Here is a 24,619-nt window from a genome sequence, read left to right on the forward strand (position 1 = left end):
GCGCCATCAGGCGGGGGCCCTGTCCAGCTCGAGCAGGATCTCGGGCCCGAGGACGGTCACGTCCCCGGCCCCCATCGTCAGCACGAGGTCGCCGGGGCGGGCCAGGCCCGCCAGCACCCGCGGCACGTCCGCCCAGGTCGGGACGAAGTGCACCCGGTCCGCGGGCAGCGGCACGGCGTCCGCGACCAGGCCACCGTTCACCCCGGGCTCGGGGTCCTCGCGGGCGCCGTAGACGTCCAGCACCACGACCTCGTCCGCGAGCCCGAGGGCCCGCCCGAACTCCGTCGCGAACATCCTCGTGCGCGAGTAGAGGTGCGGCTGGAACGCCACGAGCACGCGCCCGTTCTGCACCTCGCGGGCCGCGCGCAGGGTGGCGGCGACCTCGGTCGGGTGGTGGGCGTAGTCGTCGTACACCGCGACGCCGTTCGCCCGGCCCTTGAACTCGAACCGGCGCCGGACGCCGTCGAACGCCGCCAGGCCCGCCAGCAGCCCGTCGACCGGGGCTCCCAGCTCGACACCCGCCAGCAGCGCACCGAGGGCGTTGAGCGCCATGTGCTCGCCGGGGACGGACAGCCGCACGGTGAGGTCGACGCCCCCGTGCCGGGCGACCACCCGGGAACCGGCGCCGTCCGGGCGGAAGTCGACCAGGGTGGCGTCGGAACCGGTGCGGCCGTAGGAGCGGACCGGGATGCCGCGGGACTCCGCGACCGCGGCCAAGGCGGCCGCCCCGGGGTCGTCCGCGCCGCTCACGAGCGTCCCGCCGGGGGCGATGCGACCGAGGAACTCCTCGAACACCGCCCGGTAGGCCACCTCGCTGCCATGGTGGTCCAGATGGTCCGGCTCGACGTTCGTGACCACGGCGACGAGCGGCGCGTACGCGGTGAACGAGCCGTCCGACTCGTCCGCCTCGACGACGAAGACGTCCCCGGTTCCGTGGTGCGCCCCGGCCCCGGTGACGGTGAGGTCCCCGCCGATCGCGAACGACGGGTCCAGCCCGCAGTGCTGCAGCGCCACGGTGAGCATCGACGTGGTGGAGGTCTTGCCGTGCGTCCCGGCGATCGCCGCGACCCGGTAGCCCTGGGTCAGCGCGGCGAGGGCCTGCGCGCGGTGCACCACCGCGAGCCCGCGCGCCCGCGCCTCGACGAGCTCGGGATTGGTCTCCCGGATCGCCGTCGAGACGACGACCGTGGGCTCCCCGACGAGGTTCTCCGGCGCGTGCCCCACCGCGATCTCGGCCCCGAGGGCGCGCAGGGTGAGGACGGTGCGGGAGTCCTTGGCGTCCGACCCGGAGACGGACACGCCGCGGGCCAGCAGGATCCGCGCGATGCCGCTCATCCCGGCCCCGCCGATGCCGATCAGGTGGACGTGCGAGCCGAGCACCGGGGCACTCACGTGCGGATCACCCCGAGCACGACCTCGGCCAGCCGCTCGTCCGCGTCCGCGTGGCCGGAGCCGCGGGCCGCCTCCCCCATCGCGGCGAGGCGCGCGGGGTCCTTCAGCCACGGGACCAGCTCGGCCAGCACGCGGTCACCGGTCAGCTCGGCGTCCGGCACGATCACCCCGCCGCCCGCCGCGACGACGGGCTGGGCGTTGAGCGCCTGCTCGCCGTTGCCGATGGGCAGGGGGACGTAGACCGCGGGCAGCCCCACCGCCGACACCTCGGCGACGGTCATCGCGCCCGCGCGACAGAGCACCGCGTCGGCGGCCGCGTAGGCGAGGTGCATGTCGTCGATGTACGGCAGCCCGACGTAGCCCGCCTGCCCGCCCGCGGGGCCGTTCCCGGCACCGTGGGCGTGCAGCACGCCGACGCCCTCGCGCAGCAGCCCGGGCAGCGCGGCGGCCACGGCCGCGTTGAGCGACCGCGCGCCCTGGGAGCCGCCGAAGACCAGCAGCACCGGCCCGTCGGCGGGCAGCCCGAACCGGGCGCGGGCCTCGGCGCGCAGGGCGGCGCGGTCCAGCGTCGTGACGGCGTGCCGCAGCGGGATGCCGAGGATCTGGGCGTTCCGCAGCCCGGAACCCGGGACCGCGGCCACCACCCGGGCGGCGAACCGCGCCCCGACCTTGTTGGCCAGGCCCGCCCGCGCGTTCGCCTCGTGCACCACGATCGGCACCCGGCCGCGTGCCCCCAGGTACGCGGGCAGGGCGACGTACCCGCCGAACCCGACGACGACGTCCGCGTCCACCTTCTCCAGCACCTCCCGCACCCGCGCCACGGCCCCGCGGACCCGGCCGGGCAGCCGGAGCAGGTCGGCGGAGGGCTTGCGCGGCAGGGGCACCGGGGGGATCAGCTCGAGCGGGTAGCCGCGGGCCGGGATCAGCGTGCGGTCCAGGCCCTTCTCGGTGCCGAGGGCCGTGACGGTGGCGTCCGGCCGGAGCCGCTTGACGGCGTCGGCGAGGGCGAGGGCGGGCTCGATGTGCCCGGCCGTGCCGCCGCCTGCGATCACCACGGACGGGCCGGAGCCCATGCGCGGGAGGTACTGGGTGCCGTACTGACTCATGGCCCTTCTCAGCTATCGGCGCGCCGACCGCTGGGCGGGCGGACGCGAGACGGTGGTGCGCGACGACGTGCCCGTCGCACGGTAGGGCTCCGGCATCGGCAGACGCAGGAGCGTCGCGATGCGGCCCTGGCCGTTCGCCCGGAGCGCGGCGACCGCCTCCGGCTCGTGCCGGGCGGCACTGGTCAGGATGCCGAACACGAACATGGTCACCACCATCGAGGTGCCACCGGAGGAGATCAGCGGCAGTTGCAGACCGGTGACCGGCAGCAGCCCGACGACGTAGCCGATGTTGATCGCGGCCTGGATGACGAGCCACGCCGTGGACGTCGCGGTGACGAGCCGCAGCCACGGGTCGTTGCTGCGGCGGGCGATCCGCAGGCCGGTGTAGGCCAGCGTGGCGAACAGGCCGAGCACCGCGAAGGCACCGACCATGCCCAGCTCCTCGCCGATGATCGCGAAGATGAAGTCGTTGTGCGCGTTCGGCAGGTAGTCCCACTTGGCCCGGCCCTGGCCGAGCCCCACGCCGAACAGGCCGCCGTCCGCCAGTGAGTACAGCGCCTGGGTGGCCTGGTAGGCGGGGCCGAGCGCGTCCGGGCTGTCCGACAGGAACGCCGTGATCCGGCTGACCCGGTACCCGGCGGTCAGCCCCAGGATCACCGCGCCCGCGGCGCCGCCGACCGCCAGCGTGGCCAGGAGCCTCATCGGGGCGCCGCCGAAGTACAGCAGCGCGATCATGACGATCCCCACGGAGATCGTCATGCCCAGGTCGGGCTCGAGGACCAGCAGGGTGAGCACCAGCAGCGTGACCGGGACCAGCGGGTTCAGCGCGTGCTTCCAGCGGTGCATGACCTTGCGCCGCGCGACGAGCACGTGGGCGCCCCACAGCGTCAGCGCCACCTTGACCGCCTCGGAGGGCTGCACCGAGAAGCTGCCGACCGCGAACCACGCCCGCGAGCCGTTGCGCAGCACGCCGACGCCCGGGATCAGCACCGCGACGAGCGTGACGATGCCGACGAGCAGCAGCCAGGGGGCCATCGCGCGCAGCCGGACGGGCCGGATCCTCAGGCCCACCCAGAACAGCACCAGCCCGGCCGCGCAGAACCCCAGCTGGCGGATGAACACCGAGTAGCTCGACCCGCCCGCCGAGTAGGACTCGACCGCGCTCGCCGAGAGCACCATCACCAGGCCGAACAGGGTGAGCAGGCCGAACACGCCGAGGATCAGGTGCAGCGAGGTGAGCGGGCGGCGCAGCCAGGCGTCGAGCGCCCTGGCGCCCCGCCCGACGGTCGCCCTGGCGGGTCCGAACCGGCCATCGGGCTCCCTGGGGGTGCTGCGGCGGGTGCGGGACGAGCTGGGGCTCCGCGTGGCCATCAGCCCAGCTCCGCCACCGCGGCCGCGAAGGCCGAGCCCCGCGCCGCGTAGTCCCGGAACTGGTCCATCGAGGCGGCGGCGGGTGCGAGGAGTACGACGTCCCCCGGTCGGGCGAGTGCGGCGGCACGGCGGACGGCGGAACGCATGACCTCATCGTCGCCCTCGGTGACCTCCACCGCGGGGATCTCCGGGGCGTGTCGCGCCAGCGCCTCCACGATCTCCGCCCGGTCGGTGCCGATCACGACGACCCCGGCGAGCCTCCCGGCGTGGGTGGCGACGAGCTCCTCCACCCTGGCGCCCTTGAACAACCCCCCGACGATCCAGACGACGTGCCCGGCGGGCTGGGCGGCGAGCGCGGCGTCGGCGGCGTGCGGGTTGGTGGCCTTGGAGTCGTCGACGTAGCGCACCCCGTCCACGGTCCCCACCGGCGCGGACCGGTGCGGCCCGGGCCGGTAGGCGCGCAACCCCTCCCGAACGGCGTCCGCCGACACCCCGTACGCCCGCGCCAGCGCCGCGGCGGCCAGCGCGTCGGTCACCCCCGGCGGCCCCCCGGGCGTCACATCCCCGACCGCCGCGAGCACGACTCCCCCGCCCGACTCGGGCGCCGGAGCGTCGGACTCGCGGGCTGTGGTGTCGGACTCGTGGGCCGGGCGCGGGGGGAAGGCGCGGTCGACCAGGAGGCCGTCCTCGACACCCAGTTGGTGCGGTCCCGGGGCGTGCAGGGTGACGCCGACCTTGTGCGGTGACGTCGACTCGGCCAGGAGCCTCGAGGCGATCTCGTCGTCGATGCCTGCCACCGCGACCGCGCCGACCAGTGCCCGCGCCTTGGCCTGGGCGTAGGGCTCCAGGCCGCCGTGCCAGTCCAGGTGGTCCTCGGCGACGTTGAGCACCAGGCCTGCCGCCGGGACGATCGACGGCGACCAGTGCAGCTGGAAGCTCGACAGCTCCACCGCCAGCACCGCGTGCCCCGCCGCGACCGCGGACACGACCGGGTAGCCGATGTTCCCGCAGGCCACGGCGTCGAGGCCGGCGGCGCGCAGGATGGTGGCGAGCATGCCGGTGGTCGTGGTCTTGCCGTTGGTGCCGGTCACCACGAGCCACGCGGGCGGGGTCTCGGACGCCGCGCCCAGCCGCCAGGCCAGCTCCGGCTCGCCGACGACCTCGACCCCCCGGGCGGCGGCCTCCGCCACGAGCGGGTGGTCGGGACGGCGGCCGGGTCCGGTGACGATCAGCTCGACCCCGTCGGGCAGCCCCTCGGCCTGCGACGCGCCCGCGGGGAGGTCGGGGACGGCACGGTCGTCCGACACCAGGACCCGGGCCCCACGCGCCAGCAGCACCTCGGCGGCGGCGAGCCCGGAGATCCCGGCGCCCGCGACGAGCACGGTCCGGCCCGTGAGATCGGCACCGGCGTCGTCGGACCATGATCGAACAGCGCTGGTGCTCATCTCAGCCACCCGCCGACGCCGTCAGCCACTCCGAGTAGAAGATGCCCAGCCCCAGCGCCGCGCACATCGCCGCGAGCAGCCAGAACCGGATGATCACCGTGGTCTCGGCCCAGCCCGCGAGCTCGAAGTGGTGGTGGAACGGGGCCATCCGGAACAGCCGGCGGCGGGTGGTGCGAAAGACCAGGATCTGCAGGGCCACCGACAGCGTCTCGACGACGAACACCCCGCCGATCACCAGCAGCAACAGCTCGGTCTTCGTCACGATCGACAGCCCGGCCAGCAGCCCGCCGAGCGCCAGGGACCCGGTGTCGCCCATGAAGATCCGGGCGGGCGCGGCGTTCCACCACAGGAACCCGATGCAGCCCCCCATGGCCGCCGAGGCGACGATCGCGACGTCCAGCGGGTCCCGGACCTCGTAGCAGCCGGCGGCCGCGGCGATCGAGCACGAGTTGCGGAACTGCCAGAATCCGATGATCACGTAGCTGGCCAGGACCATGGCGGAGGTGCCCGCGGCGAGGCCGTCCAGCCCGTCGGTGAGGTTCACGCCGTTCGACCAGGCCGCGATGATCAGGTTGCAGAGCAGCACGAACCCGATCGCGCCGAACCCGAGCACCGTGATGTCCCGGATGAACGACAGGTACTCCGACGCCGGCGTGAGCGCGCGCTCGTTGGCGAACCGGAGCGCGAGGATGCCGAAGATGGTGGCGGTGAGCACCTGCCCGACGATCTTCGACGTCTTGTTCAGGCCGAGGTTGCGCCTGCGGCGCAGCTTCAGGAAGTCGTCGATGAACCCGACCAGGCCGAGCGCGGTGGTGAGGAAGAGGACCAGCAGCGCGGAGGCCGACATCGGCTCGCCGGTCAGCGCGTGCGCGATCAGGTAGCCGACCCAGATCGCGATCAGGATCGCGACGCCGCCCATGGTGGGGGTGCCGCGCTTGGTCTGGTGGCTCTTGGGACCGTCGGCGCGGATCTCCTGGCCGAAGCCCTGCCGGGCGAAGAAGCGGATCAGGTACGGGGTGAGCAGGATGGACAGCGCGAGCGCCACCCCGCCCGCGACGAAGATGCCTCTCACGGCGCGACCAGCTCCTGCTCGACGAGTGCCGCCGCGACCCGGTCCAGCCCGGCGGACCGGGAGGCCTTCACCAACACGACGTCCCCGGGCCGCAGCTCCGCGCGGAGCAGCGCCACCGCCGCGTCCCGATCGGCGACATGCACGACGGCCGTGTCCGACTCGCGGGCCGTGGTGTCGGACTCGCGGGTCCGGGGGTAGAGGTCGGTGCCCACCGTGACGAAATGGTCGATGCCCAGGGCCTCGACCGCCTGCGCCACCTGCTCGTGGGCCGCGGGGGCGGTGTCGCCCAGCTCGGCCATGGGGCCCAGGACCGCCCAGGTGCGGCGCCCGCCCTCGGCGCCGATCGCGGCCAGGGCGCGCAGGGCGGCGGTCATCGACTCCGGGTTGGCGTTGTAGGCGTCGTTGACCACGGTGACGCCGTCCGCGCGGTCGGTGACCTCCATCCGCCAGCGGGACGCGGGGCCCGCCTGCGAGAGCGCCTCGGCGATGCCCGCGGGGGTCCCGCCCAGCTCCAGCGCCACCGCGGCGGCGGCCAGGGCGTTGCCGACGTGGTGCTCGCCGACCAGCCGCAGGGACACCTCCGCCGAGCCCGCCGGGGTGACCAGCGTGAACGACGCGCGGCCCGCGACCAGGCGGACCTCGCGCGCGACGACGGCGGCCTCCGCCGAGCCCGCGGCCGAGTAGCCGACGACCCGGGCGGACGTGCGGGCGGCCATCGCGGCGACCCGGTGGTCGTCGAGGTTCAGGACCGCGACCCCGTCCGCGGGGAGCGCCTCGACGAGCTCGCCCTTGGCCTGCGCGATCGCCTCCGGCGAGCCGAACTCGCCGACGTGCGCGGAGCCCACGTTGAGCACCACCCCGATCCGGGGCGGCGCGATCCGGCAGAGCCGGGCGATGTGCCCCGACCCGCGGGCGGACAGCTCCAGCACCAGGTGCCGGGTGGACTCCCCCGCCCGCAGCGCGGTCCACGGGTGGCCCAGCTCGTTGTTGAAGGAGCCGGGCGGGGCCACGGTCTCCCCCAGCGGCGCGAGCACGGCCGCGACCAGGTCCTTCGTCGACGTCTTGCCCGAGCTCGCCGTGATCCCGACGACGGCGAGGCCCGCGCGGTCCCGCAGCGTGGTGACCGAGTGCCGGGCCAGCTTGCCGAGCGCGGTCAGCACGGCCGCACCGGCGCCGTCCGGGTCCGCCGCGCCCAGGTCCGTGCCCGCGTACGACTCGCCCGCGGGCGCGATCACCGCGGGCGCGTCGACGGGGCGGCCGGCCAGCACGCCCGCGGCCCCGGCGGCGACGGCCGCGGCGGCGAAGCCGTGCCCGTCCGCCCGCTCGCCGGGCAGCGCGAGGAACAGCGCGCCCGGGCCCACCTTCCGGGAGTCGAACTCCACCGACGACACGAGCTCCTCGCCCGTCGCCCGGTGGAGCTCGCCCCCGGTCACGGCGGCGACCTCGGCCAGCCGCATCTCGATCACGTCGTGTCTCGCCTCTCTAGTGCGCCGCGCGGATGGCCGCGGCGAGCTCGTGGACGTCGTCGAACGGGCGCTTGACGCCGTGGGAGTCCTGGCCCGTCTCGTGCCCCTTCCCCGCAACGACGACCACGTCCCCGGGTTTCGCCAACGAGACGGCCGCCGCGATCGCGGCCCGCCGGTCGCCGATCTCCACGATGTCCCCGCGGGCGGGCTCGGCCTCCGCACCTGCGCGCATGGCGGCGCGGATCTCGGCGGGGTCCTCCGTGCGGGGGTTGTCGTCGGTGACGATCAGCACGTCCGAGCGGGCGGCCGCGGCGGCCCCCATGATCGGGCGCTTGCCGGTGTCCCGGTCCCCGCCGCAGCCGAGCACGGTGAGGATGCGGGCCCTGGGCGCCTGCGCGCGCAGGGCGTCCAGCAGGGCGGCGACGGCGGCAGGCTTGTGGGCGTAGTCGACGACCGCCAGGAAGGGCTGGCCCGCCTCGACCCGCTGCATCCGCCCGGGCACCGCGAGCTGGGCGAACGCCGGGGCGGCGACCGCGGCGGGCACTCCCGCCGCGTCCAGCACGGCGAGCGCGACCAGGGCGTTCGCCACGTTGAAGGCCCCCGGCAGCTGCAGCCGCAGCGGGATCTCCCGCCCGTCCGGCGCGACGACCGTGGCGAACTGGCTCCCGTCCGGCTCCGTCCCGACGTCCAGGGCCCGCCAGTCCGCGGGCCCCGTCGTCGAGACCGTGACGACGTCCGCCAGGTCGGCCAGCCTGCGGCCCCACTCGTCGTCCACGCAGACCACGCCGTGCCCGGCGCGCAGCTCGGGATCGGTGAACAGCCGGGCCTTGGCCTGGAAGTACTCCTCCATGTCGTGGTGGAAGTCGAGATGGTCCTGCGAGAGGTTGGTGAACGCGCCGACGGCGAACCGGGTGCCCGCGACGCGGCCCATCGCCAACGCGTGCGACGACACCTCCATCGCGACGTCCGAGACCCCGCGCTCGCGCATCACCGCGAACAGCGCCTGCAGGTCCGGGGCCTCCGGGGTGGTGAACGCGCTGGGCAGCGCCTCGTCCCCGATCCGGGTGCCGACCGTGCCCAGCAGCCCGGACGACCGGCCCGCGGCGCGCAGGCCCGCCTCCACCAGGTGGGCGACGGTCGTCTTGCCGCTGGTGCCGGTGACGCCCAGGACGGTCAGCGCCGCCGTCGGGTCGCCGTACACGGTGGCCGCCAGGGCCCCCAGGACCGTGCGGGGGTGCGGGTGCACCAGCACGGCCACGCGGCCGCTCTCGGCGGCCTCACGGAGCTCGGGACGGGTCATCCCCGCGGCGTCGGTCAGCACGGCGACCGCGCCGGCGCGCATCGCCGCGCCCGCGTAGTCCGCGCCGTGCGCCTTCGCCCCCGGGAGGGCGGCGAACAGGTCGCCGGGCCGGACGTCCGACGTGCGGTGCGTGATGCCCGTGACGTCCGCGTCCCGCGCCCGGAACAGCTCGGCGGCCACCGGCGCACCGAGCGCGCTCAGCCGCACCGCCGGGAGGCCCGCCGGCCGGAGACCGGCGGGGGGCGCGACACCTTCGGGGGGAGCGAGAGGAACCACGTCCGGCAGGCTACCGAGACCCGCCGACCCGCCTCCGGGCAGGCTCAGGGCACGACCAGGGTCTGCACGGGCGCGGGCTCCCCCACCGGGATCCGCTCCTGCTGGCCCAGGTAGGAGGCGACCTCGTGGAACAGCGGGGCCGCGGAGGTGCCGCCGCCGGGGGCGTCGAGCATGATCCCCATGACGAAGCGCGGGTCCTGCGCGGGCATCATCCCGGCGAAGGTGATCCAGTACGTCGACGAGGCGTAGCAGCCGCAGTTCGGGTCGACCTGCTGGGCCGTGCCGGTCTTGCCCGCGACCTGGTAGCCGGGGACCTGCGCGGCGACCCCGGTGCCGGTGTTGCCCCCCGTCCCCTTCTGCGTGACGGCGGTGAGCATCGTCCGCAGCTGCGCCGCGGTCTGCGGCGAGACCACCCGCACGGGTTCGGGCGCGGGCTCGGCCGTGCGGCTACCGTCCGGCCCGATGGTGGCGGCGACGATACGCGGAGGGATGCGCACGCCGTCGTTCGCGACGGCCTGGTACATGCCCGCCATCTGCAGCACGGTCATCGACAGGCCCTGGCCGATCGGCAGGTTGCCGAAGGTCGAGCCGGACCAGGACTGCCGCGCGGGCACCGATCCGGCGCTCTCGCCGGGCAGCCCGACGTTCGTGCGCTGCCCGATCCCGAAGCGCGCCAACATCTCCGAGAACCGGTCGGCCCCCAGCTTCTCCGCCGTCATGATCGTGCCGACGTTGGAGGACTTCGCGAGCACCCCGGTCAGCGTGTAGTTGTCGACCCCGTGGTTCCAGGCGTCGTGGACCGTGCGGTCCGCGACGTCGATGCTGCCCGGGACCTGCAGGACGTCGTCCGGCTTGGCGAGGCCGTACTCCAGCGCCCCGGCCATCGTCACGACCTTGTTCACCGAACCGGGCTCGAACGGGCTGGACACCGCCGCGTTGCCGAGCGTGGCCGGATCGGCGGTGCCGAGCTGGCGCGGGTCGAAGGTGGTGCCGTTGGCCATCGCCCGGACCTCGCCGGTCCTGACGTCCAGCACCACGGCGGACCCGCCGCGCGCCCCGGTCTTCGCCACGTAGTCCTGGAGCTTCTGCTGCACCACGTACTGCAGGTCGGAGTCCAGCGTGAGCTCGACGTCCGAGCCCGGCACCGCGGGCTCCTGCGCCCGGGTGCTGCCCGGGATGACCGTGTCACTGCCCTCGGCGGTGTCGACGACCTGGTAGCCGTCCGTGCCGGCGAGGGCGCCGTCGTCGGAGGACTCGAGGCCCACCCTGCCGACGAGCTTGCGGTCGTCCGCGCTCCAGCTCGCCGCGCCGATCACGTTGGCGGCCAGGGTGCCCGCCGGGTACTGCCGCGCCTCGCGCTGCTCCTCGGCGATCTCGGGGAACCGCTCCCGCAGCGCCCGCGCGACGTCGGGGTCCGCGCTCGTGGTCAGCACCACGTACCCGCGGTCCGCGTCCAGCAGCGCCTTGAGCGCGTTCGGGTCACCGCCGGTCGCCGCGGCCACGGCCTGGGCCATCTCGGCCTTGTAGGCGGGCGCCTGCTCCTTGCGGTTCGCGGCGATCAGCCGCGGGTTGGTGACGAGGGCGCGCGCCTCGGTGGAGAAGGCCAGCCGGTTGCCGTTGCGGTCGAGGATCGCGCCGCGCTCGGCGGCGATCGTGATCCGGGTGGTGCGCTGCTTCGCCGCGCTGGCGGTGAGATCGCCCGACCGGACGGTCTGGATCAGCACGAGCTGCATCGCGCTCGCGAGCAGCAGCAGGCAGAGCACGATCCGGCCGACGCGGAAGCGGCGCGCGGCCATCCCCGCCGTGGAGGCGGGGAGGCGCGTCGGCGGGCGGCGGACCGGACCCCGGGCACGTCCGACGGGCCGGGCGCCCGGGCGCGCCCGGGGTGGGAGCAGGGCCATCAGGCGCCCCCGGGCTGGGCCGGGTTCCGGGCGGCGAGCCGGTCCGCCTCCGCCTGGGCCTGCTGCTGCGTGGCGGCCTCACCGGCGGCCTGGGCCGGGTCGGCGCCCTGTGCAGCGGGGTCGGTCGACTGCGCAGCGGTGGCCGGGGCGGCGGGATCGGTGGCCGGGGGCGCTGCGGCCTGCGCAGCGGGGTCGGTGGCTGCGGTCGGGGCCTGGGCGTCCGCCGGTGCGGGCGCAGGCGCGGCGGCGGGCGGCGCGGTCACGGGTGCCGCGGGCGGCGCCTTCCGGACGGCCGCGGTCGGCTGTCCGACGACGGTGACGGCCCCGTCCGGGGCGACCACCAGCCGTGCCGGGTCCTGCACCGGCACCATGCCCAGGTCGGTGGCGCGCTGCGCGAGCGCGGGCGCCGACTCGAGTGCGGCGACCTCGCGGTGCAGCCGCTCGGACTGCTCGGTCAGGTCGCGGGCCGCGGTGCGGGCCTCCTGCAGCGTGTAGGAGTCCGCGGCGGCCGCCGTGGACAGCCAGAGCGTGAGCACCAGGCCCGCCGTGAACAGCGCCATGATCAGCAGCACGAACTGGGCGCGGCCGGAGTGCGCGACCTGCGCCACCTTGCGGCGCGGCCCGCCGACGGCCCTGCGCGCCCGCTCGTCCCGCTTCGCGTAGGCCGCGGCGGAGGCCTTGCGCTGGGCGGGGACGGTGACGCTCCCCCGCTGCGCCGGCACCCGCCGGTCCCGGGTCTCCGTGCCGTGCCACTCGACGGAGACCTTCGGGCGCCTCCGGGTCGGCGTCGGCGTCTTGACTGGCGCGCTCATGCGGCCTCCCGGATTCGTTCTGCGGCCCGGCACCGCACCGAGGCGGCGCGCGGGTTGTCCTCGATCTCGTCGTCCGTCGCGGGTTCGGAGCCGCGGGTCAGCAGCCGCAGCTCCGGGCCGTGTCCCGGCAGCTCCACCGGGAGGTCGACCGGGGTGCGGGAGGCCGCCCCCGCGGCGAGCTCCCGCTTGACCATGCGGTCCTCGAGCGAGTGGTAGGAGAGCACGACGATCCGCCCGCCCACCGCCAGCGACCCGATCGCGGCGGGCAACGCCCCGCGCAGGGCCTCCAGCTCGCCGTTGACCTCGATCCGCAGCGCCTGGAACGTCCGCTTGGCCGGGTGTCCCCCGGTCCGCCGGGACGCCGCGGGCACTGCGGCGTACAGCAGCTCGACCAGGTCCGCGCTGCGCACGAAGGGCGTCTTCGCCCGCCGCTTCACCACCGCGGACACGATCCGGGTGGCGAACCGCTCCTCGCCGTACTCCCGCAGGATCCGGACGAGGTCGCCCGGGGCGTAGGTGTTCAGGACGTCCGCCGCGGTCGGGCCCCGGGTGGGGTCCATCCGCATGTCGAGGTCCGAGTCCCGGGAGTAGGAGAAGCCGCGCTCGTCCGCGTCCAGCTGCAGGGAGGAGACGCCGAGGTCGAACAGGACGCCCTGGACGGGAGCGAGCCCCAGGTCGTCCAGCACGTCCGCGACGCGGTCGTACACGGCGTGGACGAGGTGGATGCGGTCGCCGTACGCGACCAGCCTGCGGCCCGCCATCTCCAGCGCCTGCGGGTCCCGGTCGAGCCCCACCAGCGTGAGCCGGGGGTGCGCGGCCAACAGCGCCGCGGAGTGGCCGCCGAGCCCCAGCGTGGCGTCCACGACGACCGCGGGTCGCCCCTCCAGCGCAGGCGCCAGCAGCTCCAGCGTCCGGTTCAGCAACACCGGGACGTGCCGGTGGCCGCCGCCGTCCTCCTGCTCGGTGAGCACCCGCCCGTCACCTCCCACCTGGAGGACCGGCCCCCACAGCCTGGTCCTCCGTCGAGCCCCCACCTCGTGCCCGCACTCGAGGTGGTCATGCCGACGGCCCGGGACCGACCGGTCCCGAGCCGCCGTGGTTCCACCCGTCCCGGCTCCCCAGCCCGGCGGGTGTGATGCCGCCGCCCCCACCTCGGACGCCGCGTCCCACCTGCCCCGACGGACCTGGCACCGGGGAAGGTGCGCCAGGGCCGTCGGGCCGGGTGGTGCGCGACGTCCGGGTCGGGGCGGCGACGTGCACCGCACATGTCTGCGCTGCTCGTGTCCGTACTGCCTGTCTCCACTGCCTGTCTCCGGTGTCAGATGAGACCGGGCAGAACCTCCTCCTGCGCCTTGGCGTAGTCGTCCTCGTGCTGCTCCTGGTACGTCTGCCAGGCCTGTGCGTCCCAGATCTCGACGCGGGTGAACGCGCCGATCACCACACAGTCCTTGGACAGACCCGCGTACCGGCGCAGCTCCGGGGTGATCGCGATCCGGCCCTGACCGTCGGGGTTCTGCTCGTCGGTGCCCGAGAAGAGGTTGCGCTGGAAGGCTCGGGCCGACTCGGAAGTCAGCGGCGCCGCGGCGACCTTGGTGGCCATCTCCGTGAAGGCCTCACGGGTGAACACGTAGAGGCAGTGGTCCTGCCCTTTCGTGACCATGCACCCGCCCCGCAGTTCGTCTCGGAACTTCGCCGGCAGCGTGAGCCGCCCCTTGTCGTCCAGCCGGGGTGAGTAGGTGCCGAGGAACACCCACATCACCTCTTCTCGGAGCCCCGTCTCGCTCCAACGCGGCCCACATTACCCCACTTCGCACCACCGTCAACTCGAAACGATCGCTCCAATGGGGGTCTGGCGCACGTTTCAGCAGGTCGGATGATGGGGGGCGAGGTGGGGAGCGTTGCCGAACCGGCCTCCGGGGTCGGTGGGGCGCCACTGAGGCCCTAGAAGAATGCCCAGGTCAGAGCCTCACCCCTCGCGCGGTGGGGAGCGGTGGGGGACGCCGTGGGGAGGTGTGGGGGCGCGGGTGGGGAGGTGTGGGGAGCGGTCCGGGGACGCCGTCGGCGGGGTTTTGACAGACTGGGGGCCACGCCCGTCCCCCGCTGGACCCCGCCCCACCCCCGGAGCAGCCTTGACCACGACCAGCCGACCCGGCCCCACCCAGGGCGCAGGCGAGCCCGAGCCGCCCCCGCTCGGGGCCGTCGCGGACCTCACCGGGCGGATCGCCCAGAACGTCCAGCGGATCATCGTGGGCAAGCCGGACGTCGTCCGGCTCGCGCTGGTCACCCTGCTCGCCGAGGGGCACCTGCTGGTGGAGGACGTGCCGGGCGTCGGGAAGACGTCGCTGGCCAAGGCACTGGCCCGGTCGCTGGACTGCTCGGTCAGCCGGGTGCAGTTCACCCCGGACCTGCTGCCCGGCGACATCACCGGCATGTCCGTCTACAACCGACAGACGAACGAGTTCGAGTTCCGCCCCGGGCCGGTGTTCGCCAACGTCGTGATCGCGGACGAGATCAACCGCGCCTCGCCGAAGACGCAGTCCGCCCTGCTGGAGTGCATGGCCGAGCACCAGGTGACCGTGGACGGCGGGACCTACCAGCTCGCGAGCCCGTTCATGGTGATCGCCACCCAGAACCCGGTCGAGATGGACGGCACCTATCCCCTGCCGGAGGCCCAGCGGGACCGCTTCACCGCGCGGATCAGCGTGGGCTACCCGGACCCCGCCGCCGAGCTCGCCATGATCGACGAGCACTCCGGGGCCGATCCGCTGGAGATGCTGCGCCCCGTCGCGGACGCGCGGATGGTCCGGGCCGTCATCGAGGCCGTCCGACGGGTGCGGGTCGGCCCCGAGGTCCGGCAGTACTGCGTCGACCTGATCGGCGCCACGCGCCGCCAGCCCGAGGTGCGCCTCGGGGCCTCGCCGCGCGCCACCCTGCACCTGGTGCGGGCGGCGCGGGCGCACGCCGCGTTGGCGGGCCGCGGCTACGTCGTGCCGGACGACGTGCAGGCGATCGCCGTCCCCGTCCTCGCCCACCGGCTGTCGCTGGCCCCGGGCGGCGAGGGACGGACCACGGCGGCGGACGTCGTGCGGGGACTGCTGTCCCGGATCCCCGTGCGCGCGCCCTCCCGGGCGTGAGACGCCTGCGCCCGATGGCCGGCTCCGCGAGCTCCGCCTCCCGCCTCACCGTCCGCGGGCGCAGCCTGCTCGCGGGCGGCCTCGCGACGGCGGTCTGCGCACTGGTGCTGGACGAGCGGGACCTGCTGTCGGTCGGGCTGTTCGTCTGTCTGCTGCCGCTCGTCTCGCTGCTGCTGGCCGTGCGCACCCGGCGGTCGGTGCGGGTCGCGCGGTCGCTGCGCCCCGCGCGGGTCGCCGCGGGCACCGCCGCCGAGGTGGCGTTGGACCTCAGCGGCGGGCCGGTGTTCGGGGCCCTGCGGCTCGCGGACACCGTCCCGGACGCCGCGGGGCCCGTCCCGTCGACCCCGCCGCGGTTCACCGTGCACCGGATCGGCTCGCGGGGGGCCCGGGTGACCTATCCCCTGGCCCCGACGCTGCGCGGCGCCCACAGGATCGGGCCGCTGGCCGGACGGGCGGGCGGCGCGCTCGGGCTGGCGGAGTTCAGCCGCGAGATGATCGGTCCCGACCGGCTGCTGGTGGTGCCGCGCGTGGTGGGGCTCGGTGGGGCGCCGCGGGCGCTCGGCAGCGGTGAGGGCATCCCCGGGGCCGCCGCGCAGCAGGGGCAGGGCAGCCCGGACGTCATGGTCCGCACCTACCGCCAGGGGGACGAGCTGCGGCGTGTCCACTGGCGCAGCACCGCCCGGCACGACGAGCTGATGGTCCGGCTCGAGGAGCGGCCCTGGCATGCGGGGGTGACCGTGCTGCTCGACCGCCGGGACTCCGCGCACCGCGGGCACGGCCCCGGCGCGAGCCTGGAGTTCGCCGTCACCCTCGCCGCGAGCATCGGCGCGCACCTGCTCCGGCGCGGCGAGCCGGTGCAGCTCACCACCGAAGACGGCGTCCCGGTCACCACCGAGGAGGGCCTCGACCCGATGCTGGACGCGCTGGCGGTCCTGCGCCCCGTCGCGCGCCCCGACCTCGCGGGCCCGCCCACCGCACCGGGCAGGGACGTGGTCGCCGTGCTGGGCACGGTCTCCGCCGAGGACGCGGGCCGGTTGGCCGCCCGCCACCCCGGCGGCGGGTACGCGGTCCTGCTGGACGCCCCGACGTGGGAGGGCGCCCCGGCCACGGGCGTCCCCGCCGCGGAGGTCCTGCGGCGCGCGGGCTGGCACGTCACCGTCGCCACGGCCGCGCACACCCCCGAACAGGCCTGGTCCGCCCTGGTGGCGGGGGCTCCGGTGGGTGCGCGGTGAGCGCGCCCACCGCGGTACGGCCCCCGACCGGGACCTCCCCCGCCCCGCGCCCCGGCTTCCGGTGGGTCGCGCCCGTCGCCGGTGGGATCGCCGTGCTCCTGGCAGGCAGCTGCATGGTCGCCGTGGTGCAGGGGACGACCTGGCTCGCGGACTGCGCGCTCGCCGTGGCGGTGGTGGTCGCGATCGGCGTCGCCCTGCAGCGCCTGCCCGCCGTCGCAGTGCCGGTCGCCCAGGTCCTCGGACTGCTGCTCACCCTGACCGCTCTGTTCACGGACGGGTTCCTCCCCGGGCCCGAGGCGTTCCAGGCCTTCGGCGACCACGTCCGCGAGGCCGGGGCGCAGATCGACTCCGGGATCGCGCCCGTCGTCCCGACCCCGGGCATGCTCTTCCTCATCACGATGGCGTTCGGCGTGCTCGCGACCGCCGTGTACGCGATCGCGGTGTCCGCCGACGCCCCGGCGGCGGGCGGTGTCCCCCTGCTGGTCACGGTCGCGGTGCCCGCGGCGCTGTCGCCCGAGGCGCTGCCGTGGTGGACCCTCGTCCTGGCCGCGGCGGGATACGGGCTGCTGCTCGTGGCCCGGGAGGACGTCCTGCGCCGCGGCGGCGCGCTCGTCTCGGGCGGGATCGCCGTCGTCGCGGTGGCCGGCGTGCTGGGGTTGGCGCTCGGCGGGGCGGCCACGGTCGTCGGGACGCAGGGGCGGTTCGCGAGCGGCGGGAGCGGCGGGTCCGGCGGCGGGTCGATCGGGCTGAACCCGTTCACGTCCCTGCGCGGGCAGCTCACGCAGAACGAGCCCGTCGAGCTGTTCCGGACGACGGGCCTGCCCCGTCCCACCTACCTGCGCGCGCTGACCCTGTCGACCTACCGCCCGGACGTCGGGTGGGAGGCCGCCACCCCGCGCCCCGGGATCCCGCTCGCGGGCCCGCTCACCGCGGACGCCCCCGCCGGCGACCCGCTGCAGGTCACCGTCGAGAACGTCGGCTTCCGCGACTACTGGTTGCCGGTCTACGGCCAGCCGGGGGCGGTCACGGGGGTCGAGGCGGACCGGTGGGCCTACGACCAGTCGTCGGGCATCGCGTACAGCCAGCGCCCGCGCGAGGAGGAGACCTGGCAGCAGAGCGGGGTCCTGCCCGTGCCGTCGGCCGCCCAGCTGCGCGCGGCGACCGGGCCCAGTCGGGTCGACCCGGCCTACCGCGACACGACCGGCGTCGACCCGCGGGTCACCCAGCTGGCCGACCAGGTCACGCGGGGGGCGGCGACGCCGTTCGACCGGGCCGTCGCGCTGGTGGAGTTCTTCACCGGGCCGGACTCGCAGTTCCGCTACAGCCTGGAGACCGCGCCGGGCAGCGGCGGAGACGCCCTGGTCGACTTCCTCACCGTCGGCCGGGCGGGGTACTGCGAGCAGTACGCGTCGGCGATGGCGGTCATGCTGCGGACCCAGGGGGTGCCGGCGCGGGTCGCGGTCGGCTTCACCGCGGGGACCGAGGCGGACGGCTACCGCACCGTCACCACCCGGGACGCCCACGCCTGGGTCGAGGCCTGGTTCTCGGGCTGGGGCTGGACGACGTTCGACCCGACCCCGCTGACGGACGGCCGCACCGTCGTGCCGCCGTACGTACAGGAGGCGGTCGGCGACGGGCCCGCCGACGCCGCCGCGCCCGCCCCCGCCGAGGACGTGCCCCAGCCGCTGCCCGAGCCCGCCGCGCCCGAGGCCGCGCCGGTCCCGATCCCGGAGGACGCCGCGCAGCCGCAGGCGGCCGCGGACGAGGGTGGGGTCCCGATCGTCCTGCCGCTGGTCGGGCTGCTCGTGGTCGGGCTGCTCGCCGCGCCGTTCGTGGTGCGCCGGGTCCTCCACGGCAGGCGGCTGGCCGCGGCGACCGCCGGCGGGGTCGGCGCGGGCCGGGCCGCGTGGGACGAGCTGCTCGCCACCTCGCGCGACCACGGCGGCCGCCCGTCGGACGGGGACACGGTCCGGACGGGCGCCCGTGAGCTGGTCCGCACCCACGACCTGGACGACCGCACCCAGGACTCGCTGCGCGAGGTCGTCCAGCTCGTCGAGGCCGAGTGGTACGGGGACGAGCCGCCCGCGGCGGGGGCGTGGGAACGCCCACTCGGCGTGGTGCTCGGGGCGGTCGGGGCCTCGGGTGGGCAGGGGTGGCGAGCCAGGCTGTTCCCCCGCTCACTGCTGAGCGTGCGCCCGACCCGGCGCAACCGGGACCGGACACCGACGGCCTGAGCCGGGCCCGACTCGCGGGCGGTGGTGTCCGACTCGCGGGCCGCGGAAAGGGACGAGCCGCGGTGGTGGCCGCGGCTCGTCCTTCACGTCATGTTCTGCGCCGGATCACTCCTGTTCGAAGCGCCGGCGGAAGCGTTCCTCCATGCGACCGGTGAACCGGTTGCGATCCGTCTCGGACTGCTTGTCGCCCGACTGGGCGGAGCCGCCCTTCGTGGCGCCGCGGGCGCTGATCGCCAGCATGGTCCCGGCGAGCATGGCCAGGAACCCGACCACGCTGACGACGGGTACCGCACCCACGAGATCGCGCAACGGCGCGACCGCCACCCCGACGACCAGCAGCACCAGACCCACCGCGAACAACGCGATGCCCTGGAGCCGACGGCGGCGGCTCGGCTTGCGCAGCTTGGAGCCGCGCACGGTGGAGGCGAACTTGGGGTCCTCGGCGTAGAGAGCACGCTCGATCTGTTCGAGCAGGCGCTGCTCGTGCTCGGAGAGGGGCATGACGTCCTCCGGCACAACTCTCACGTGTGTCCCTCCACCCGGGTGCGTGGGGTGGCGGAACGAGCGCCCGGGATGGGCCTCACCGTTGAGGATACGAGGCAAAGCCCCGGCCGACTACCCGGAGGTCACATCCAGGACGTTTCGATCTCCGAACGGCAGCCGTCGACCCGCGAATGGTGACCGATATCACGCCTCGACGGCGCGGGCGAGGACGTGCAGCCGGGCCGCGACCTCCCGCAGGGCGGGATCCCCGGCGGCCAGCTCCTCCAGCTCGGCGGCGGCGCGGAGCGTGGCGGGACCACCGTCTCGCACCGCATGCGGCAGCCAGGCCTCCAGCACACCGTCCCCCTGCACGAGCTCGACCCGCAACCTGCCGGTGCCCTCGAGGAGGTCCCGCACCTGCTGCGCACCGAGCCTGCGCCGGAGCACGTCCTCCGGCCCGTAGCGCCCCGCCGGGTCGGTGAGGACCGCGCGGGCCTCCTCCAGCCGCCCCGCCAGGACGTGCCACAGCACCGAGGCCGAGCGGCTGGTGGTCAGGACCGAGACGGCGGCACCGGTCGCGGCGGTGGCGGCCAGGGCGGCGGCGGCGCGCACGGGATCGTCGACCAGCTCGAGCAGACCGTGCCCGAGGACGAGGTCGGCGCCGCCCGCCGCGGTCACCTCCGCGACGAGGCCGGGCAGCTGGTCCGCATCCCCCTGCACGGGTGTGACGAGGGCGTCCACCCCGGCCTCGCGCGCACGGCGCTGGAGCGCGGCGAGCGCGTTGGGGCTGACGTCCACGACGGTGACCGCACACCCGGCGGCGGCCAGCGGCACCGCCCAGGAGCCGCTCCCGCCGCCCACGTCCACCACCCGGGGCGGCACGTCCGGACGGGCGGCCCGGACGCGCGCGACCTCCGCGTCGAGGACACGGCGGACCGCACCACCGCCGACCGTCCCGGAAAGCTCACCCGCCGCCGTGCTCACGCGCCGCAGCCTAGTCGGGACACGGGTACCCCGGCGGGACCCGGCACCTCGGGTGCGCCTGCCACGACCGGGCGACCCGAGACGGTAGGTTGATCGCCGTGCAGGTCGTCGCCGTGTTGAGTCTGAAGGGCGGGGTCGGCAAGACCACCGTGTCCCTCGGTCTCGCCGGCGCCGCGCTCGCGCACGGCATCCCCACGCTGGTCGTCGACCTGGATCCGCAGGCCAACGCCACGATCGCGCTGGACGTGGCCCCCACGACGGGCACGATCGCCGATGTGCTGGACGAGCCCAGCCGCTCCGCCCTGCGCCGTGCGATCGCGACGAGCGCGTGGGGCGAGGGCCTGGACGTGCTGGTCGGCGCCGAGCAGAACGAGCGGCACAACCACCCGGACCCCAGCACCAAGCAGCTCGAACGGCTGCGGCGTGCGCTCTCCCGGCTGGACGACCCGGAGCTGGGCTCCAGCCTGGGCCGCACGGACACGACCCCCGGGGACCCCTACCAGCTGGTGATCATCGACTGCCCGCCCTCGCTGGGCCAGCTCACCCGCGGGGCCCTGGCGGCGGCGGACCGGGCCCTGCTGGTCACCGACCCCACCATGTTCGCGGTGTCCGGGGTCCAGCGTGCCTTCGACGCCGTGCAGGCCGAACGGGAGCGCGGCAACGAGGCGCTCCAACCGCTCGGGGTGCTGGTCAACCGGGTGCGACCGCGCAACGCCGAGCACGACTACCGGATCGCCGAGCTGCGCGAGCTGTTCGGCGCGCTGGTCTTCGGCGGCGTGCTGCCCGACCGCTCCGCGGTGCAGCAGGCGCAGGGCGCCTGTCTGCCCATCCAGTCCTGGGACACCCCGGGCGCCCGCGAGGTCGCGGCGGTGTTCACGGCCCTGCTGGGCAGGCTGCTCCGCTCCCGCTCGCGCACCTGAGCTACCGGTCGATCAGCAGCTCCCGCACGATCCCCACGAACTGCTCGGCCTGGCGCAGGAGGTCGTCCGCCTCCCGACGCCCGACCAGCCGGGCGATCCCCGCCTCGGCCGCGGCCCGGGTGTCCGAGCAGGAGGCGAAGAACGCCGCCCACTCCCCCAGCTCCGGCGCGACCTCGCCGAGCACCTGCCACACGCTGCGCGGCCTGCCGCGCCGCTGCTGCGGCACCGCGCGCACGGCCAGCACGGCCGCACCCGCCCGCAGCGCGGCCAGGTACGCGGCCGGGTAGCGGAGCAGCGGCTCCGGAGACCGGTGCCCCTCCGCCAGGCACTCCGCGGCCTGGCGCAACAGCGCCAGGGCCGACCTCGACACCGGGGCACCCGGCGCCCGCTCGCCCATCGTGATCGTCATAGCGACTCCTCTGCTCTCCTGCTCATCCCGCGTCCGGCACCCGGACCAGGTCCCACACCCCGGGCCCCGCCCGCATCCGCAGCACGAACTCGCGGGCGGGCTCCTGCGGGGACTCGGCCGACCGGGCCTCGACCCGCCAACACCGCATCCGGTCCCCGCCCACCGGCATCGGCGACGGGAACGGCCAGGGCGACTCCTCGATCCACTTCTCCCGGACCTCGGTGACCAGGAAGCGCGAACCGCGCCGCGCCGGGCGGCGTTCGAACTCGACGGGCTCCCCGCCCTGCCACCGGACGGAGACCGGGGCGGGCTCGCGCGGCCCGAACACACGGGAGAACGGGCTCATCGCGCACCACCGCCGCGCGGACGGGTCACTGGTTCGTTCACGGGACCGATCACTCCCCTTCCCGCCGGCTGGGACCCGGTAGGACGTGGGCACCGGTCCCCGCCCGTGCGGGCGGGCGGGGACCGGTACGGACAGCGCAGACCGACCCGGGAGCGGGATGCTTCCCCCACCCCGGACCCGGGACCGACCTGGATCGAACATGCGTTCGACTCCACCAGTAGAACCCGTTCGAACGCCGCCGTCAAGTCGGCCGTCCCGGAGCTCGCCACCGCTGTGCACAGGGCTGATCTACCAGGGGACACCGACAGGAACGGGCGGCTGCGGGAGACCCGCGACGGCGTTCCGTGGTGAGATGTGGCGGTGACCGGCTCGACGCCCACCGGATCCGCTCACCGCTCGTGGGCGGTGAGCCCGGCGTGACGGCCGCACCCGCCCGGCCGCGGCTGGTCCCGCTGTCCTCCGTCGAGCTCGCCGACCACCTCGGCGAGGCCCTCGACGTCTACGTCGCCGCGATGGGCTACCCGCCGGGTACGGCCCGCCAGCGGCGCAACCTCTGGCTGGAGCACTCGCGGCGGCCGGGCTGGCGCTGCACGGGCTGGCTGGACCCCGGCGGTCACCTCATCGGCGTCGCCTACGGCTACTCGGGCGGGTACGGGCAGTGGTGGTTCGAGGAGGTGCGGCGCGGCCTCGCCGCCCGCGGGATGTCCCGCGACATCGGCCAGCCGGACTGGCTGCGGGACTACTTCGAGCTGACCGAGCTGCACGTCCGGCCGGACGCGCAGGGCTCGCGGCTCGGCGAGGGCATGCTGCGCGCACTGCTCGACGGCGTCCGGCACGACATGGTCCTGCTCTCCACCCCCGAGCACGCCCCGCGCCCGCCCGGTCGCGCCTGGCGGCTCTACCGCCGCCTGGGCTTCGAGGACGTGCTGCGAGACCACCGGTTCACCGGCGACAGCCGTCCCTTCGCGGTCCTGGGCAGACGCCTCCCCCTCCCCCCGGAGTCCCCGCCCCGCGGCTGACCGCCCGCAGACCCGCGGGCAGAACAGGGCGCGGGCAGAACAGGGCGCGGGCGGAGCAGGGCGCGGGCGGAGCGAAGGGGGCGCCGCCGCGAGCCGTCTCCTCGATCCGCCGACCCAGCCGGCACGATGACGCCGTGCCTTCTCGCCCGCCCCATCGCCTGCGCCGTGCCGTGTCCCTGCTGCTCCTCGTGGTCCTGGCCGTGGCGGCGATGAGCGGGTGCGCCCGGGTCCGGGCCGCCCTGGCCGTGCAGCCGGACGACACCGTGGCGGGCGAGGTCGTCATCGCCACCCCGGACTCGGGCCCCGCGCCGCAGATCACCCTGCCGCCCGAGCTGGCGTCCGACGTGGACGTCTCGGAGTACCGCCAGGACGGCTACGCGGGCTCCGTCCTGCGCTTCTCCGGTCTGACCTTCGACCAGGTCGGCACGCTGACCTCGGTCGCGGGCACGGGCGGCGACCGCACGAAGCTCACCCTGCGCCGGGCGGGGAACCGGATCGTGCTGGAGGGCGCCGCGGACCTCACGACCGTGCCGGTCGACCGCGCCGACTTCCAGCTCAAGATCAGCTTCCCCGGCCAGGTGCTGGACACCAACGGCGACTCCGAGGCGGGCACGGTGAGCTGGACGTTCACCCCCGGCGAGGTCGGGGACGTGAGCGCCGTCGTGGCCTACGACGACCCGCAGGCCCCGTCGGCCACGGCGTGGACGCTGGGCCTGGCCGGGGTCGTCGCGCTCGTCGTCGCGGGGGTGGTCCTGCTGGCCCGCCGGACCCGCAACCCGCCCGTCAGGCGCTGACGGCGGTCCGGCCCAGACCCAGCCGACCCACCAGCTCGGCCGTGGCCGGGGAGCGGTTCAGCGTGTAGAAGTGCAGGCCCCGCACGCCCTCGGCGATCAGCCGCTCGCACAGCTCGGTCGTGAGGTCCATCCCCGCGGCGCGGAAGGCCTTCGCGTCCTCGGCGTACGGCGCCATCCGCTCCGCCAGGTGCGGCGGGAACGGAGCACCGGACAGCTCCGGGCCGCGCTGCATCGTCCGGGCGCTGAGCAGGGGCATGATCCCCGGCAGCAGCGGGACGTCGCAACCCGCCGCGGCGAGCCGGTCCCGCAGCCGCAGGAAGCCGTCCGGCTCCCAGAACATCTGGGTGACCGCGAAGTCGGCCCCGGCGCGGATCTTGCCGAGCAGCCGCTGCAGGTCCGAGTCGTCGTCCGCCGAGCGCGGGTGCCGGTACGGGAAGGCCGCCACGCCGACGCAGAAGTTGCCCGAGCCGCGCACGAGCCGGACCAGCTCGTCCGCGTACATCAGGCCCTCGGGGTGCGGCGTCCACTCCCCCAGCGGGTCCCCGGGCGGGTCCCCCCGGACCGCGAGCACGTTGGTGATCCCCGCCGCCGCGTACGAGCCGATGACGTGCCGCAGCTCGGCGCGGGAGTGCGAGACGGCCGTGAGGTGCGCCATCGGGACCAGCGTGGTGTCCGTGGCGATGCGGGCCGTGGTCCGGATCGTCCGGTCCCGGCTGCTCCCGCCCGCGCCGTAGGTGACCGACACGAACGCCGGGTCCAGGGGCTCCAGCCTGCGGATGGCCCGCCACAGCTCGGCCTCCCCGGCCTCGTCCTTGGGCGGGAAGAACTCGACCGAGAAGACGGGGCCCGAGGACCCGATCCGGTCGATCACGGAGGTGCGCGGCTGCGCGGTTCGCGTGGTCACCCGACCAGCGTACGGCCGG

Annotated in this window: 22 protein-coding genes; 6 read left to right on the forward strand and 16 right to left on the reverse strand. The window is 75.5% G+C overall.

The features are described 5' to 3' along the window. Positions 1-6 precede the first annotated feature (6 nt). The 11 genes from murC to mraZ all read right to left on the reverse strand — a co-directional run bounded on the left by murC (position 7) and on the right by mraZ (position 13,891). Positions 7-1,335, reverse strand: a complete 1,329-nt coding sequence (gene murC / locus ABD993_RS13620; protein ID WP_425569003.1) for a UDP-N-acetylmuramate--L-alanine ligase — start codon at positions 1,333-1,335, stop codon at positions 7-9. A 53-nt stretch (positions 1,336-1,388) separates the two neighbouring features. Further along, positions 1,389-2,498 carry an undecaprenyldiphospho-muramoylpentapeptide beta-N-acetylglucosaminyltransferase gene (gene murG, locus ABD993_RS13625; RefSeq protein WP_345416927.1) on the reverse strand — a complete coding sequence of 370 codons (1,110 nt, stop codon included), beginning with the start codon at positions 2,496-2,498 and terminating at the stop codon, positions 1,389-1,391. Positions 2,499-2,510: 12 nt separating this feature from the next. Continuing rightward, positions 2,511-3,869, reverse strand: a complete 1,359-nt coding sequence (ftsW, locus tag ABD993_RS13630; protein ID WP_345416930.1) for a putative lipid II flippase FtsW — start codon at positions 3,867-3,869, stop codon at positions 2,511-2,513. Continuing rightward, the gene (gene murD, locus ABD993_RS13635; RefSeq protein WP_345416933.1) at positions 3,869-5,314 is read right to left on the reverse strand and encodes a UDP-N-acetylmuramoyl-L-alanine--D-glutamate ligase; all 1,446 of its coding nucleotides are present in this window, start codon (positions 5,312-5,314) and stop codon (positions 3,869-3,871) included. The genes ftsW and murD overlap by 1 nt, the downstream gene beginning before the upstream one ends. 1 nt (position 5,315) lies before the next feature. Next, positions 5,316-6,386, reverse strand: a complete 1,071-nt coding sequence (gene mraY, locus ABD993_RS13640) for a phospho-N-acetylmuramoyl-pentapeptide-transferase (protein WP_345416936.1) — start codon at positions 6,384-6,386, stop codon at positions 5,316-5,318. Continuing rightward, positions 6,383-7,852, reverse strand: coding sequence for a UDP-N-acetylmuramoyl-tripeptide--D-alanyl-D-alanine ligase (locus ABD993_RS13645; RefSeq protein WP_345416939.1), 1,470 nt, complete (start codon positions 7,850-7,852; stop codon positions 6,383-6,385). The genes mraY and ABD993_RS13645 overlap by 4 nt, the downstream gene beginning before the upstream one ends. Before the next feature lie 16 nt (positions 7,853-7,868). Further along, positions 7,869-9,428, reverse strand: coding sequence for a UDP-N-acetylmuramoyl-L-alanyl-D-glutamate--2,6-diaminopimelate ligase (locus tag ABD993_RS13650; RefSeq protein WP_425568984.1), 1,560 nt, complete (start codon positions 9,426-9,428; stop codon positions 7,869-7,871). A 44-nt stretch (positions 9,429-9,472) separates the two neighbouring features. Continuing rightward, the gene (locus tag ABD993_RS13655) at positions 9,473-11,224 is read right to left on the reverse strand and encodes a peptidoglycan D,D-transpeptidase FtsI family protein (protein ID WP_345416941.1); all 1,752 of its coding nucleotides are present in this window, start codon (positions 11,222-11,224) and stop codon (positions 9,473-9,475) included. A 104-nt stretch (positions 11,225-11,328) separates the two neighbouring features. Next, entirely contained in the window at positions 11,329-12,141 is an 813-nt protein-coding gene (gene ftsL / locus ABD993_RS13660) for a cell division protein FtsL (protein WP_345416944.1), read from the reverse strand. Further along, entirely contained in the window at positions 12,138-13,112 is a 975-nt protein-coding gene (rsmH, locus tag ABD993_RS13665) for a 16S rRNA (cytosine(1402)-N(4))-methyltransferase RsmH (RefSeq protein ID WP_345416947.1), read from the reverse strand. Before rsmH ends, ftsL begins: the two co-directional genes overlap by 4 nt. Positions 13,113-13,459: 347 nt before the next feature. After that, complete coding sequence (gene mraZ / locus ABD993_RS13670) at positions 13,460-13,891, reverse strand: division/cell wall cluster transcriptional repressor MraZ (protein WP_345416950.1); 432 nt, start codon at positions 13,889-13,891, stop codon at positions 13,460-13,462. A 469-nt stretch (positions 13,892-14,360) separates the two neighbouring features. Between mraZ and ABD993_RS13675 the strand changes: the two genes are divergently transcribed. From ABD993_RS13675 to ABD993_RS13685, 3 genes are read left to right on the forward strand one after another with little or no spacing between them, the layout of a single operon-like run. Beyond that, positions 14,361-15,275: an AAA family ATPase gene (locus ABD993_RS13675; RefSeq protein WP_345417610.1), complete on the forward strand. Its 915-nt coding sequence runs from the start codon at positions 14,361-14,363 to the stop codon at positions 15,273-15,275. Then, positions 15,272-16,507: a DUF58 domain-containing protein gene (locus ABD993_RS13680; protein WP_345416952.1), complete on the forward strand. Its 1,236-nt coding sequence runs from the start codon at positions 15,272-15,274 to the stop codon at positions 16,505-16,507. The genes ABD993_RS13675 and ABD993_RS13680 overlap by 4 nt, the downstream gene beginning before the upstream one ends. Next, the gene (locus ABD993_RS13685) at positions 16,504-18,741 is read left to right on the forward strand and encodes a transglutaminase TgpA family protein (protein ID WP_345416955.1); all 2,238 of its coding nucleotides are present in this window, start codon (positions 16,504-16,506) and stop codon (positions 18,739-18,741) included. The genes ABD993_RS13680 and ABD993_RS13685 overlap by 4 nt, the downstream gene beginning before the upstream one ends. A 105-nt stretch (positions 18,742-18,846) precedes the next feature. Here the strand turns inward: ABD993_RS13685 and ABD993_RS13690 are convergent, their stop codons facing one another. Both ABD993_RS13690 and ABD993_RS13695 read right to left on the reverse strand, forming a co-directional pair. Then, positions 18,847-19,242, reverse strand: coding sequence for a DUF3040 domain-containing protein (locus tag ABD993_RS13690; protein ID WP_345416958.1), 396 nt, complete (start codon positions 19,240-19,242; stop codon positions 18,847-18,849). Between the two features lie 186 nt (positions 19,243-19,428). Then, complete coding sequence (locus ABD993_RS13695; protein ID WP_345416961.1) at positions 19,429-20,208, reverse strand: class I SAM-dependent methyltransferase; 780 nt, start codon at positions 20,206-20,208, stop codon at positions 19,429-19,431. Positions 20,209-20,306: 98 nt separating this feature from the next. Here ABD993_RS13695 and ABD993_RS13700 point away from each other — a divergent pair, with 98 nt between their 5' ends. After that, complete coding sequence (locus tag ABD993_RS13700; RefSeq protein ID WP_345416964.1) at positions 20,307-21,128, forward strand: ParA family protein; 822 nt, start codon at positions 20,307-20,309, stop codon at positions 21,126-21,128. A 1-nt stretch (position 21,129) separates the two neighbouring features. Here ABD993_RS13700 and ABD993_RS13705 read toward each other — a convergent pair whose 3' ends face one another. Further along, entirely contained in the window at positions 21,130-21,537 is a 408-nt protein-coding gene (locus ABD993_RS13705) for an SAV_6107 family HEPN domain-containing protein (protein ID WP_345416967.1), read from the reverse strand. Positions 21,538-21,559: 22 nt separating this feature from the next. Further along, positions 21,560-21,883 carry a hypothetical protein gene (locus ABD993_RS13710; RefSeq protein WP_345416970.1) on the reverse strand — a complete coding sequence of 108 codons (324 nt, stop codon included), beginning with the start codon at positions 21,881-21,883 and terminating at the stop codon, positions 21,560-21,562. 416 nt (positions 21,884-22,299) lie between these two features. Between ABD993_RS13710 and ABD993_RS13715 the strand changes: the two genes are divergently transcribed. Together ABD993_RS13715 and ABD993_RS13720 are read left to right on the forward strand one after the other, a co-directional pair. Further along, positions 22,300-22,902, forward strand: a complete 603-nt coding sequence (locus ABD993_RS13715; RefSeq protein ID WP_345416973.1) for a GNAT family N-acetyltransferase — start codon at positions 22,300-22,302, stop codon at positions 22,900-22,902. A gap of 134 nt (positions 22,903-23,036) precedes the next feature. Beyond that, positions 23,037-23,696: an LppM family (lipo)protein gene (locus tag ABD993_RS13720; protein ID WP_345416976.1), complete on the forward strand. Its 660-nt coding sequence runs from the start codon at positions 23,037-23,039 to the stop codon at positions 23,694-23,696. Here the strand turns inward: ABD993_RS13720 and metF are convergent. Continuing rightward, positions 23,686-24,600: a methylenetetrahydrofolate reductase [NAD(P)H] gene (gene metF, locus ABD993_RS13725; protein ID WP_345416979.1), complete on the reverse strand. Its 915-nt coding sequence runs from the start codon at positions 24,598-24,600 to the stop codon at positions 23,686-23,688. The two genes, ABD993_RS13720 and metF, sit on opposite strands and share 11 nt — an antisense overlap. Positions 24,601-24,619 lie beyond the last annotated feature (19 nt).

Origin of the sequence: Pseudonocardia xishanensis, assembly GCF_039541715.1 — a bacterium.
Classification (GTDB): Bacteria; Actinomycetota; Actinomycetes; order Mycobacteriales; family Pseudonocardiaceae; genus Pseudonocardia; species Pseudonocardia xishanensis.